The following is a 12322-nucleotide window of genomic DNA, read 5'->3' as shown; positions in this document are numbered from 1 at the left end:
ACGTAAAAACACCGGCGCTTTACGCATGCCGGGTCTTATACATAAATGATACAGATTTATATACATATCACGTTTATGAGAAAACCTCTTTTTTTCCTGCGGTGCGGCCGCGCTCAATTTGTGCGGCCGGGTTCAGCCCGCTGTCTTTCGTTTGTTGGATGAGCCCGCCCCGGCACCCGTTTAAAAGGCTGTCCAGCTCCTGGCTGCACCTGATGGTCTCCGTCGCATTGATTCCGAATTTTTGCGCTGTCTCGAATAAAGTTAATCTTTTTTCTTCAATTTTGTTCATCGTGTGATCTCCAATTCTCGATTATTTTGGAAAACATAGGATGATAATAGTATAACCCATTTTGTGCACGAAGGTTTTATTTCGTCAATATGACTAAAAAAGTGACAATTTTTGATACTCTTTTACACTTATTTTCAGCCTGTTTAAAAGAGGAATTTCCCGCCCGGAGGAAGAATACATAAAGGAATGCCAGATTTAAAAATGATGGGGGATTAACATGAAATTTGCGACAGGGGAACTGAACAGCCGAACATTTGTCGGTCTGATCATTGATGATGACAAAATCTTAGATCTGCAAAAGGCTGAAAAAAAATTGTTTGAACTTGAGACGATTCCGGGTTCGCTGATCGAGTGCATTCAAAAAGGAGATAAGTTTGTCGCGCATGCCGGACAGCTTGCGGAATGGGCGAAAAAACCGAATGACGAGTCGGGTTCATTTATGTATGCCCTGTCTGACGTAAAGCTTTGCGCGCCTATTCCGAGACCTTCAAAGAACGTGATCTGCATCGGGAAAAATTATCGTGATCATGCCGTTGAAATGGGGAGTGAGGCGGATATACCGGAGCATCCCATGGTTTTTACGAAAGCCCCCGCTGCCGTTACAGGACACGGAGAAACAGTGGACAGCCACTTGGACGTAACGGAGCAGCTTGATTATGAAGGGGAGCTTGCGGTAATCATATCAAAAAGCGGATCGCACATCTCCAAAGAACATGCGCTTGATCATATATTCGGCTATACAATTGTAAATGATATAACAGCGCGCGATCTGCAGAAAAAACATAAACAGTTTTTTATCGGCAAAAGCCTCGATACGACATGCCCGATGGGCCCGGTCATTGTACATAAGTCGGCCGTCAGTGATCCGCAAAGCCTGAAAGTTGAAACGCGGGTGAACGGAGAACTGCGCCAATCAGGATCAACGGGCGACATGATTTTTCCGATAGCTGAATTAATCGAAACGCTGTCAAAAGGAATGACGCTTGAAGCCGGTGACATTATAGCGACGGGGACGCCGTCCGGTGTCGGAAAAGGGTTTAAGCCGCCGAAATTTTTAAAGCCGGGGGACCGCATTGACATTACAATTGAACCGATCGGCACGCTGTCGAACCAAATCGGATAATTGTGTGTCTTTCGCACGATTGATAATGCTCCGATCGGCTTGTTGTGGTACCATAAGTGAGGCAGATTGATCTGATAGGGGGAATTGAACATAATGACACATTGGCATATTACTTCATGGGTCGTTGCGCTTATCCTGGTGTTTGTCAGCTACGGGCTGTACGGTTCCGGAAAAGCGAAGGGCGCAAAAATTACGCATATGATTCTGCGCTTATTCTACATTATTATTATTCTGACTGGAGCTGAGCTTTTCGTCCGTTTTGCGAATTGGAACGGAGAGTACGCCGGAAAAATGCTGCTCGGCATCATTACCATCGGACTGATGGAAATGCTCGTCATCCGCAAGAAAAAAGGCAAATCAACCGGCGGACTGTGGATCGGTTTTATTATCGTGCTCGTCCTGACGGTGCTGCTCGGCCTTCACTTGCCGATCGGCTTTCACGTATTTTAATCAATCGCTTGAAAAACCCGGATGCATCCGGGTTTTTTTAGTTGCGCAACTGTGCCGCTGAATGAGAAATACCGTGACAGGGGGATGTTGATGAGGCGAAGGAGATTTGCAGGATGCCAAAAGCGTCAATCACTCTCGTTACCGAAAAAGCTACGGCTGTAAAGGGTAAAAGCAAACGCCGGCCGTCAATCAGCGTGAAAAACAAAGCTGAATACATCAGGCGGCACCTATTTAAAAGGTGCCGCCTGTTCGTTACGCGGTTCCGTCTTGTCTTGCCGCTGAATACATAATGGAGCGCCGCCCGTCAGATGCCGTCCACTCAAATCTGTCGTGTTTACCCGAGCTGCCGCGGTGATGCTGCAGGGCGCATTGTGCGTCATCCGCCGAGAAGTGATAAAACGAAACGCCTTCACCGGAAAACAGCGCCTGATTGTAGGAAAATACGCAATCATATACAGACAGGCCGAACCCGTGAAGATGGCTGAGAAATAGCAGAAACGTTTCATCGTCCAGCGAATCGAGCAAGGTTAACAGCGGCCGTTTGACCGCCTTTTCATAACGGATTTCTTCCCCGCCGAGCAGGGGGATGGTGTCTGCGCCGATTTCGGCCGCGCCGCCGCAAATCCGTGCCGGCTGCCATCTGCCGTCGCGTTTCATCAATACGTCTGCGTTTCCTAGACTGTCTGCAAGCAGGATATCGCCTTCATCGTTTTCGACGAGGCAGATGCCGTCCTCTATCATCAGGGTGCCGCGCCCCCATTTGTTTTTTTCTGAGAAAATCTGTTTTCGTTTCATAACCGTGCCGGTCTCCTTTGTTTGTTTCTTCTCTTCCGTTCTTTCCAAATCGGGCTTGTCTCATACAACTCTTAGTGGGACAAATCAACTATCTGCGTTTCTTTGCATAAACTGGGTAAAGTGCTGATAGAAACGAATTTGATACCGACAGAAACGGGATTGGAGCTGATATCACATGTGTGGAATTGCGGGTTGGGTCGATTTTCAAAAGCAGCTCGTCCAAGAGAAACATATTATGAACAATATGATAGACACTCTTTCAAAACGAGGGCCTGATGATTCAAACGTCTGGGGAGAGCCCCATGTTTTATTCGGACATAAAAGACTTTCGGTCGTTGACATTGAAGGCGGCCGCCAGCCGATGGCCTGCACGCATCAAGAGGAAACGTACACCATCATTTATAATGGCGAGCTGTATAACACGGAGGAATTGCGGAAGGAGCTTCAGGCGAGGGGCCACCGTTTTGAGAGGACCTCTGATACAGAAGTGCTGCTGCACAGCTATATTGAGTGGCGGGAGGAGTGCGTGGACCGCTTGAATGGTATTTTCGCTTTTGCCATCTGGGATGAAAAGCGCAAGCGGCTGTTCGGGGCAAGAGACCGGCTCGGCGTCAAACCGTTTTTTTATAAAGAACACGGCTCTTCCTTTCTGTTCGGGTCGGAATTGAAAGCCATCCTTGCTCATCCTGATGTGAAAGCCCGCACAGACAGCGGCGGACTTGCGGAAGTATTCGGACTCGGGCCGTCCAGAACTCCGGGCTGCGGGGTGTTTAAAGGAATTCACGAGGTGCGTCCCGCCCATGCGTTCACTTTCTCAAAGGACGGTTTGTCCATATGGCGTTATTGGAATGTAAAGAGCGAAAAGCATACAGACAGCCTCGATGAAACCGCGGCTCACATTCGGTACTTATTTCAGGATGCAGTGACACGCCAGCTCGTATCTGACGTGCCGGTTTGCACGTTTTTATCAGGGGGGCTTGATTCGAGCGCGATAACCGCGATAGCCGCCGCTCATTTTGAGAAACAAGGCAGAGATCCCCTTCATACTTATTCAATTGATTATGAGGAGAACAGCAAATTTTTTAAAGCGAGCGCCTTTCAGCCGAATGATGACGGCCCGTGGATCGATAAAATGACAAATGCATTCGGCACACAGCATCATAAGTGCGTGATTACGCAGGATCAGCTGGTTGAACATCTGGAGGAATCCGTTCTCGTCAGAGACCTTCCGGGCATGGCTGATGTTGATTCCTCGCTATTATGGTTCTGCCGGGAAATTAAAAAAGATTTTGTCGTGAGCCTTTCCGGAGAATGTGCGGACGAAATTTTCGGCGGATATCCGTGGTTTCACACCGCGGCAGAAGAAGACGGATTTCCTTGGATGAGATCGACTGAGGAGAGAATCACGCTCTTGGATGAAAAGTGGCAAAAACGGCTGAATCTTAGAGAATACGTGAATGCGAGATATGAAGAAACCATTGCGGAAACGCCGCTGTTAGACGGTGAGACGGGAACAGATAAAGCGAGACGGCAGCTGTTCTACTTAAATATGCTTTGGTTTATGACAAATCTGCTTGACCGCAAAGACCGCATGAGCATGGGCGCAAGTCTTGAAGTACGGGTGCCGTTCGCCGACCACAGACTTGTGGAATACGTTTGGAATATTCCTTGGGAAATGAAAATGCATGGCAGCCGGGAAAAAGGCATCTTGCGGAAAGCGCTTGAAGGACTGCTTCCTGAAGATATTTTGTACCGCAAAAAAAGCCCTTATCCGAAAACGCATCACCCGAAATACACCCAGGGGGTCACAGAATGGCTGAAAACGATTTTACAACAGAAAGATTCCGTGCTTCACACCCTGCTTGACAGAAAGAAGCTGGAAATGCTGCTGGAGACAGAAGGTTCATCTTTTCAGGTTCCGTGGTTCGGCCAGCTGATGAAAGGCCCGCAGCTGATCGCCCATCTTGCCCAGATCCATACATGGTTTGAGGCGTACCGTATCGATATAGAAGAATAACAGTGCTGCGACCGGTTTCCGCTGAAGGATATCGGTCTTTTTATTGTGAAACATATGGTACACTAAAAAACAGAGGAGTGATACCATGACCGAATACGAAACATGCGCCCAGCTTGCCGAGGCGCACTTTCCTTTATATAAACGGACTTTCTCATCCCTGCCGCCAAAAAACAGGCGGGCCGCATGGGCGGTGCTTGCTTTGTTTCACGAAGCTGATCGGCTTGATGTGCAGGAACTTGGAGGATTTGAACAGGCGGCACAAGACTTTCTGAACGGGACACGCGCCGACGGCTTTTTGTGGGAGGCGCTCACCGATGTGCGGCAGCAATTTGCGCTTGAAGAAGAGCCGTTACGTGAGTTTATCGCCGGCCAAATCTCTGACAGAGAAAAAGTAACTTATCAAGAGTTTGATGACCTGCTGATGTACGCGGGCCAAACAGGCGGAGCCCTCGGCCTGCTGCTGCTGCCGGTTTGTGCGCGCCGGAACCAAGAGAAACTCCGCCATGCAGCCGTTTCATTAGGAGCAGCCATTCAGCTGACCCGGGTGCTTCTGGGGGGCCATACGGACGAGCGGGCGAAAAATCGTCTCCCGCGCCAGGTGATGAAGCAATTCGGCTATACGGAAGAAGAGCTGGAGAGCCATACCGTCAACAAAGCTTTTATGAATGTATGGGAGTACATCGCATTCGAGGCCGAGGCGTATTTCGAGGAGGCGTCTGAAGAGCTGGAGCTGTTTCCGTTATACTCAAGGCCCGCCGTTACCGGTTTGCTGGCACATTACCGGTCAGAGCTCGGTGACATGAGAAAACAGCTTTCGCAAGCATAAAAAAACGCCCGGCTTCATAACGAAGCTTCGGGCGTTTATGCAATCCCTTTTTGAATCCAAATCCGCGACCGCCATCTTCTGTACATAAGAATGCCTCTGACCCATTCATCCGCGATAAATGAAATCCAGATGCCCATAAGCCCTAATCCGAAATGGATGCCGAACAGATAAGCGAGAGGCAGTCCGATACCCCACATGGAAATCATCGCCATGTAGACGGGGAATTTTGCATCTCCGGCAGCCCGCAGTGAGTTGATGATAATGACATTAAATGAACGGCCGGGCTCAAGAATGATCGTCATGGCGATCAGCATGCTCGCCGTCGCAATAATGTCAGGACTGCTTGTGAAAATTCCGATCAGCTGCTTTGAAAACAAGGTCATGATCACGGATGTCAAAGCGGCAATGCCAAGCGCCCAGTACAGACTTTTCATGCAGCGGTCATAAGCGTCGTCAAACCGTTTGGCGCCGATATATCTGCCGATTAAAATCTGTGTGCCCTGGCTGATCGCCGTTCCGAACAGCAGGATAAACATGGTGATGTTTTGTGTATAAACCTTTGTTGTAAGCGCCTGAGCGCCCATAATGGCGATAAAATAAGTGACAACCATTTGTGAAATGTTGTAAGACAGCTGTTCGCCGGCAGACGGAATCCCGATTTTTAGGAGTTTCCGCAAGTGCTCTTTATGGACGTGAAAAATCTTTTGCCATGTCAGACCGAGTCCGATGCGTTTTTTGACGATCACAATCATCGCGATCAGCCCGATGAACCGCGCAAAGGACGTTGACATCGCAACACCGGCGACGCCTAACACCGGAAGGCCGAGCGGCCCGAAAATGACAAGAAAGTTTCCGGCAATATTTAAAATATTCATCCCGATCGTAACGAACATCGTATCCTTCGTATGACCGTAGCTTTTTAAAATGGCGCTGAACGTCATAATCAAAGCCTGAATGAAGGACAGCCCGCCGACCACCTGCAAAAAGACTTTGGCATCCGGCATCAATTCATTGGAAAGACCCATCACATGAAGCAGCGGAACGGCCGCAAAAAATATGGCGGCGCTGATGGCGAGACTGATGACAAAGTTCGCTCCTATTGATACATAAGCCACTTCCTGCGCCTCTTTTTTCTGTTTAGATCCTAAAAACTGTGAAATCACAATTGTCGTACCCGTTGCGATAAAGCTGAACATCACGATAATTAAATTTAAAATCTGATTGCTGACACCCACGGCCGCCACACTGTTGTCAGAGTATTGGCTAAGCATAAGAGTGTCGGCGTTTCCCATAAACATATATAATGAAACCTCAATAAATATCGGCCAAGTCAGCGCGTATAATGAGAGTTTGTGATCAGAGGATTGTTTGAATGCAGCCCGTTTTAAAATCGCTTGTTTCATTTCTTTTAACCCCTTTCCTGAAAAAATCAACGTTTAAAAGTGTACCTCCATTTTCTTATAATAAAAAGGGAGAGAAACGAAACTTCTTGCAAAAATCCGACTTAAAAAGGAGGGCCGAAAATATGTCCTTTCTCGAGTTCACAGTTCCTCCGTTCCCGGTCTTTATCGCTGCGGGAGAAGGAGTGTTCAAAAAAGGCGAAACCCATGTGAGACGGGTCTTCCCGGTGTTTGATCTGCTGTATGTGAAAGAAGGCGTCCTCTACATTACAGAAGACGAAAACGCCTTTTCCGTTGAAGCCGGAGAATATATTCTGCTTTCTCCCGGCCTTGAACATTACGGGACAAAAGGCAGTGAAGAAACGACATCCTATTCGTGGCTTCATTTTGAAGGAGCGGATTATGAGGTGACGGAAACAACCGGGAACAACTGGTCAGAGCTGAGGCGAAAAAAAGGGAGCTTTGAAGAGCCGTCCCGCTATCGCCTGTCCCTGCCGCAAAAAGGGAAGGTGAGACGTCCGCAGTTTATGGCCGGGCAATTCAGTGTGCTGACCGATGACAGCGCAGAGAACTCCGATCTGCCGCTCAGAAAGCAGATTCTGTTTGAAGAGCTGCTGCTCCATCTTCAGAAGGAGGCGTTCCAAATCCCGTCCGCAAAGGAAAGAGTCGCATGGGAGGCCGCCCGGTACCTGCAGGAGCACTATCAGGAGAAAACAACCATCAAAGCGCTTTCATCGGCTCTTCATTACAACCAAGACTACGTGACCCGCTGTATGCAGCAGGTGCTCGGCGTCACGCCCGGCCAGTATACGAACAAAGTCAGAATGACGGAGGCGAAACGTCTTTTGTCCGCAACCAATGACAAAATGGGGACAATCGCGGATGCCATCGGTATGGAAGACCCGACCTATTTTTCCAAACTGTTTAAACAGATTGAAGGCATTTCGCCGCTTGAATACCGCAAATTCGTAAGCCGGAAAACGGACTGACCTAATACCAGAGAACAAAAAGTAGGAGGCAGTTTATCCGCGCCGAAGTGATCGGGACGGCGGGAAGCATCTTGGTCGGTACGCTGCGGAAAAGCCATGTCACCGTTTTAACGGAGTCAGGCAGCAGCTGCGAAATTATTCCGGATTTTCAAGCACGTTTTAAAGACGCTTACCGTCTGGAGCTTGAGCACTTTGCCGAATGTGTAAAAAAAGGGGAAACGCCGATTGTGACAGACATCGATGCCACGATTAACTTAGAAATCGGGATCGCCGCGACGGAATCTTTTAAAACCGGAAGGCCAGTAAAGCTCACCCCGGGCGCCTCCGGCTATGCCGGATTATGATAGATTCGAAGTAAAAAAGCAAAGGCCCGGGAGGCCTTTGCTTTTTTATGATTCGTATGAGAAAAAAATGTAGTCAGTCGGCACGCCTTTATAGCCCATTTGGTGAAGCATCGCGGTGATATTGCCGCGATGGTATGTGCCGTGATTCACAACATGCCGGATCACATCGGCATATGTCGTCTGAAGCGTCCCCAGGCGCGGATGAGAAATAGAGAGCGGACCTTCCGGGTTCTCCATTTCTTTTAAAAATTCGCTGAATTCTTTGTCCAGTTCAGTCATTCTATGTTCAATCGCCTCAAAATCTCCGTCAAGCTTTTCAAATTGATCAAACTGCGAGACGATTTGTTCGAAAGTTTCTCCGTAAAGCACGTGAAGCCAAATGTAATCAGCCCGGTATATATGCACAAGCACGGCGTTCACAGTCGGAAAAACACTATCCAGTTTCTGCTGTAAGCTTGCCGCGGGCAGGGTCTTCAGATGCTGAATAACTTGCTCATTTGCCCATCTGTGGTAGTGATACAGCTTTAAAATGTCTGACATTCCAATTCCCCCCTCTTCCTTCCGGTACATTCAACATGACCTGGCCGAATTCCTTTTATCGAAACAAAAGCGCCGCAAAATAAAAAGCAGCACCCCACATCACCAATGCCGAGCATTTATTCAGGATGCCGAGGAGCCGGCCGCCCGTATCCGCCGTTTGGACGAGCCGTCCCGCAAATGCCAGTCCGGCGAACCATACCCACGAAACCGCGATACAAGCACCGGCAAACAGCCATTTATCAATTCCCGGATAGGCGGAGGAGCTTGTGCCGATGACACTGACGGTATCCAAAATCGCATGCGGGTTTAAAAGGGATACCATGGCGGCCGTGACCGCCTGTTTTTTTGCCGAGAAAACCGTTTTTTTCACCTGTTCGGCCTGCGGTTTGCTTCTCCAAGTCTGCCAGCCTAAAAAACTGAGAAACAAAAAGCCGCCTATAAGCATGACGGTCTGAAAAACGGGAATCTCTGCAATAATCATGGACACGCCTGCGACGGCCGCGCTGATGAGAATCGTATCGCATACCGCGGCGGCAATCACTGCGGGAAACGCCTGCCACACATGTTTTTGCCAGGCTCCCTGCTGAAAAATAAACACGTTTTGCGCGCCCAATGGCAAAATAAGGCCGAAAGCGAGCATCACTCCGTGAAGAATGGCATTCATTTCGTAAAACCCTCCAATCGTCAACTAAATCTCATTGTAGCCGCACTGTGTGCTGATGTCTCCGGCCATTTGGCTGGTACTTGAACCAGCCAAATGTATAATAAATAAAGAAGGAGGGATGACGTATGAACCGCTGGCGTCCGGATCGGGAGTCGCACATACCGCTTTATCTCCAGATCGAACTGCATATAAAAGAAAAAATACTTCATGGCGAATGGACCATCGGCACGAAAATTCCCTCACAAAGAAAGCTCGCCGAGGAGCTTCAGGTCAACCGAAGCACAGTGACGGCAGCAGTTGATGAGTTAATCGCCCAAGGTCTTCTGGAAGGAAAAAGAGGGGGAGGCACAAAGGTCGTCAACAATACGTGGAGCATCATGGCAGCGGTTAAGCCCCTTGATTGGAGCACATACGTTACATCGGGGAGTCATCAGCCGAATTCATCCTTGATTCAGGCCATTAATCAAAACGAGCCGCGTCTGAATCTGATCAGGCTGGGGACGGGTGAGCTGAGTCAAGAGCTGCTGCCTGAGCAGGAGATGGCCGAACTGTTCCGTGAAGCGGGAACTAATATTTTTGCGCTCGGCTATGAAGAACCGAAGGGCAGCCCGCAGCTTCGGCAAAGCGTCGCGAAACATTTGAAAACAAAGGGGGTTCACGCGTCCCCGGCATCCATCGTAATCGTCTCAGGTGCGCTGCAGGCGCTTCAGCTTATTTCAATCGGGCTGCTAAAACCAAACTCCGTCATGCTGACTGAAAACCCGTCGTATCTCCATTCCCTGCGTGTGTTTCAATCAGCGGGCGTCAGGCTTAAGGGAGTGCCGATGGATGGGAGCGGAATCAAAACGGATCATCTTCCCGCTTACCGTCGGCAATACGAAGCAGGGCTGCTGTACACCATTCCGTCATTCCATAATCCGACCGGAACGGTAATGTCACTTAAGCGGCGGCAGGAACTCATCGCGCTCGCAAGAAATCACCGTCTGCCTGTCATTGAAGATGACGCATACGGTGATTTATGGATCGATAAAGAACCGCCGCCTCCGTTAAAATCGATGGACGGTGAGGGGAATGTACTGTATATCGGCACGCTGTCAAAAACCGTAAGCCCGGGTCTGCGCATCGGATGGGTCGTCGCCCCTGAGCCGGTTGCAGACAGGCTCGCCGATATTAAAATGCAGACGGATTACGGCTCCAGTGGTTTATCTCAATGGGCGGCATGTCAATGGCTGTCAAGCGGCCGCTATGAAGCGCGCCTTTTGCGTCTCAGAAAGGAACTCAAAATCAGGAGAGATGCGGCATTGCGTTTTCTTGAAAGATACGCGGGAGATATTGCGGAGTGGCGTGTGCCGGAGGGGGGCTTTTATATTTGGGTCACCTTCCATAAAGCATTCACTGTTCAGACGCTTTTCATCCGTGCCTTGGAGGCCGGCGTACTGATCAATCCGGGAGCTCTCTATCTTCCCGAAGACCGGCAAAGCCTGCGTCTTTCCTATTCGTACGCATCCTTACCGGACTTGGAAAAAGGCATTCAAACGATAGCGGACATTGCCCGCCGTTTCATTTAATAAAAGATCACGTCACAATGGCTCCGAGCGCTTCTGCGAATGTCACGGCATGAGACGGAGAGATGCGGCATCCTTTCAGCTTCTCAAGTGAGACGTGCAGGTGATCAAATGTGCACGTGCTGATATCCATATTAAAAAGAGACGTGCCGATAAAATTTGAGCCGTTCAAATCACAGGCGTCAAGATCTGTGTATTCAAGAACGGCATCATTCCACTCACTTTCTGAAAGGCCGCACGAGTCAAACCGGACATGCTTCATATTGGAATAGCTGAAGGAGCTGTAATGTGCGAGGCAGTCTTCAAACCGTACATGACGCATGGCGGAATCCGCCAGATTCAAGCCGAGAAGTTTTGAATGCTGAAACGCCGTTCTATGGATGATGCTTCCGCTGAAATCAGCGTTTGAGACATCACATTTGTCAAATAGGACATCCGTACATTCCATATGTCTGAAAGAGACATCCGTAAAAACGGTGTTTCTGAAAATGACTTTTTCGGCGCGCAGGCCGTCCAGTTTGCCGCTTATCACGGCGTTTTCTATGACGACTTCTTTGATGAGGTCGTCCTGAAGCGCTTCTGTGAAAGAAAGCACCGGCAATTCTTTCGGGATTTTCGGTTTTTGGATCGTATTCATCTCATACTTCCTTTTCTGAATTAATAGCTGAAAACGGCAATTGACAGATATTGTTTTCTGCCTGCCATCCTTGCTGTTGTGTAATGTACAAAGGGTATTAAAAAAGCGGGAGGGCGTCAATAGTGTCGCATATAAAAGCGGACGTGACCTTCAAGGTAATGCCCTTAGAGACATGTCCCCAAAGGCTTTAGTCTGTTTCAGGCGAGTTCTTTATACATGATCACATGCGGGCCGATGCCGGGTATGTCAAAGGGGCTGCCCGTGCTTTTCCAGCCGAGCTTCTCGTAATATCCCTTTACGTGACATCTGGCGTTGCACCAGACAAGCGCCGCCCCCATATCTGCCAGTTTCCGTTCTGCATAGGCGATTAACGTGCTTCCCGCTTTTTGCGTCCGGTATTCCTCAAGCGTCGCCATGCCGCGCAGCTGGTAGGCGGGCGCTGCCTGTAAAGCCTGCTGGTTCTGCGGGTAGAAAGAAGCGATGCTGATCAATGTCCCGTCGTAAAAACCTCCGAGATGAAAGGCTCCTTTGACGCTGTCCTGATCATATTTACAATCCTCAATCGTCTGGTGGGGGCGCAGCACGCTGTGTCTGATCGCGTACGTATCTTCTGCGGTAATGGGTTTTACTTCAACCATGAAAAAAATCCTCCTTTGCTTGATTCTTTTTCTGTATCGTACCAT

At 49.1% G+C, this 12322-nt stretch carries 13 protein-coding genes and 1 pseudogene; 7 read left to right on the top strand and 7 right to left on the bottom strand.

Going from position 1 to position 12322, the window contains the following annotated elements:
• Positions 1-73: 73 nt before the first annotated feature.
• Positions 74-289: an aspartyl-phosphate phosphatase Spo0E family protein gene (locus OTK50_RS03965; RefSeq protein WP_038457554.1), complete on the bottom strand. Its 216-nt coding sequence runs from the start codon at positions 287-289 to the stop codon at positions 74-76.
• A gap of 217 nt (positions 290-506) precedes the next feature.
• On the opposite strand from OTK50_RS03965, the gene OTK50_RS03960 reads away from it, so the two are divergent.
• Together OTK50_RS03960 and OTK50_RS03955 are read left to right on the top strand one after the other, a co-directional pair.
• A complete protein-coding gene (locus tag OTK50_RS03960; protein WP_031378473.1) occupies positions 507-1412 on the top strand; it encodes a fumarylacetoacetate hydrolase family protein in 906 nt (301 codons plus the stop codon).
• Positions 1413-1505: 93 nt separating this feature from the next.
• Positions 1506-1862: a YisL family protein gene (locus tag OTK50_RS03955; RefSeq protein ID WP_007409161.1), complete on the top strand. Its 357-nt coding sequence runs from the start codon at positions 1506-1508 to the stop codon at positions 1860-1862.
• A gap of 252 nt (positions 1863-2114) precedes the next feature.
• On the opposite strand, the gene OTK50_RS03950 is transcribed toward OTK50_RS03955, so the two are convergent.
• Complete coding sequence (locus OTK50_RS03950) at positions 2115-2657, bottom strand: DUF2777 family protein (RefSeq protein ID WP_224224164.1); 543 nt, start codon at positions 2655-2657, stop codon at positions 2115-2117.
• Between the two features lie 175 nt (positions 2658-2832).
• Between OTK50_RS03950 and asnB the strand changes: the two genes are divergently transcribed.
• Both asnB and OTK50_RS03940 read left to right on the top strand, forming a co-directional pair.
• Entirely contained in the window at positions 2833-4674 is a 1842-nt protein-coding gene (gene asnB, locus OTK50_RS03945) for an asparagine synthase (glutamine-hydrolyzing) (protein WP_012117256.1), read from the top strand.
• 85 nt (positions 4675-4759) lie between these two features.
• On the top strand, positions 4760-5500 hold the full coding sequence (locus tag OTK50_RS03940; RefSeq protein ID WP_224224165.1) for a squalene/phytoene synthase family protein: 741 nt from the start codon (positions 4760-4762) through the stop codon (positions 5498-5500).
• 35 nt (positions 5501-5535) lie between these two features.
• Here OTK50_RS03940 and OTK50_RS03935 read toward each other — a convergent pair whose 3' ends face one another.
• The gene (locus OTK50_RS03935; protein ID WP_032875187.1) at positions 5536-6903 is read right to left on the bottom strand and encodes an MATE family efflux transporter; all 1368 of its coding nucleotides are present in this window, start codon (positions 6901-6903) and stop codon (positions 5536-5538) included.
• A gap of 122 nt (positions 6904-7025) precedes the next feature.
• Between OTK50_RS03935 and OTK50_RS03930 the strand changes: the two genes are divergently transcribed.
• Entirely contained in the window at positions 7026-7889 is an 864-nt protein-coding gene (locus OTK50_RS03930; RefSeq protein ID WP_032874405.1) for an AraC family transcriptional regulator, read from the top strand.
• A 35-nt stretch (positions 7890-7924) separates the two neighbouring features.
• Positions 7925-8233: pseudogene (locus tag OTK50_RS03925) on the top strand (Gfo/Idh/MocA family oxidoreductase); the annotation flags it as partial.
• A gap of 45 nt (positions 8234-8278) precedes the next feature.
• Here the strand turns inward: OTK50_RS03925 and OTK50_RS03920 are convergent.
• Together OTK50_RS03920 and OTK50_RS03915 are read right to left on the bottom strand one after the other, a co-directional pair.
• The gene (locus OTK50_RS03920) at positions 8279-8773 is read right to left on the bottom strand and encodes a DinB family protein (protein ID WP_101670350.1); all 495 of its coding nucleotides are present in this window, start codon (positions 8771-8773) and stop codon (positions 8279-8281) included.
• 55 nt (positions 8774-8828) lie between these two features.
• Positions 8829-9437 (bottom strand): LysE/ArgO family amino acid transporter, encoded by a 609-nt coding sequence (locus OTK50_RS03915; protein ID WP_266121834.1) that lies wholly within the window; start codon positions 9435-9437, stop codon positions 8829-8831.
• Positions 9438-9562: 125 nt separating this feature from the next.
• Between OTK50_RS03915 and OTK50_RS03910 the strand changes: the two genes are divergently transcribed.
• Positions 9563-11005, top strand: a complete 1443-nt coding sequence (locus OTK50_RS03910; RefSeq protein WP_266121833.1) for a PLP-dependent aminotransferase family protein — start codon at positions 9563-9565, stop codon at positions 11003-11005.
• Positions 11006-11012: 7 nt separating this feature from the next.
• Here the strand turns inward: OTK50_RS03910 and OTK50_RS03905 are convergent, their stop codons facing one another.
• On the bottom strand, positions 11013-11639 hold the full coding sequence (locus tag OTK50_RS03905; protein ID WP_045207096.1) for a pentapeptide repeat-containing protein: 627 nt from the start codon (positions 11637-11639) through the stop codon (positions 11013-11015).
• 197 nt (positions 11640-11836) lie between these two features.
• Positions 11837-12277 carry a GNAT family N-acetyltransferase gene (locus OTK50_RS03900; RefSeq protein WP_007409151.1) on the bottom strand — a complete coding sequence of 147 codons (441 nt, stop codon included), beginning with the start codon at positions 12275-12277 and terminating at the stop codon, positions 11837-11839.
• Between the last annotated feature and the right edge of the window lie 45 nt (positions 12278-12322).

Origin of the sequence: Bacillus sp. NEAU-CP5 (assembly GCF_026420705.1) — a bacterium.
Classification (GTDB): domain Bacteria; phylum Bacillota; class Bacilli; order Bacillales; family Bacillaceae; genus Bacillus; species Bacillus velezensis.
The sequence above is the reverse complement of the archived record's forward strand: the minus strand, read 5'-3'. Positions and strand labels throughout refer to the sequence as shown.